1 pseudogene is annotated in these 253 nt (G+C 35.2%); it reads right to left on the bottom strand.

The features are described 5' to 3' along the window. Window positions 1-196 (bottom strand): annotated as a pseudogene (locus AR685_RS17830) (GMP reductase); the annotation flags it as partial. Window positions 197-253: the final 57 nt, after the last annotated feature.

Raw genomic sequence — 253 nt, 5'->3', positions numbered from 1 at the left:
AAACCTGAGCCATTTCAAAAGTACCGACTGTATCCATATTAGCGGCCATTATCGGAATTCCTGTCCAATCTGAAGTGCTGTGTAAAAACTTAAAATTTCGTTCTAATGAAACTTCAGATCTGCTTTTGAGCGTTGATCTTTTTGGACGAATCATTACGTCTTTAAATCCTAATTTCAGATCGGTCTCTATTCTCATGGCTTTGAATTTTGGGTTACTTTCAAAGATAGGAATTTTTAGATTGCAGATTTTAGA

The sequence above is a fragment of the Chryseobacterium sp. JAH genome (assembly GCF_001507335.1).
Lineage (GTDB): Bacteria > Bacteroidota > Bacteroidia > Flavobacteriales > Weeksellaceae > Chryseobacterium.
The sequence above is the reverse complement of the archived record's forward strand: the minus strand, read 5'-3'. Positions and strand labels throughout refer to the sequence as shown.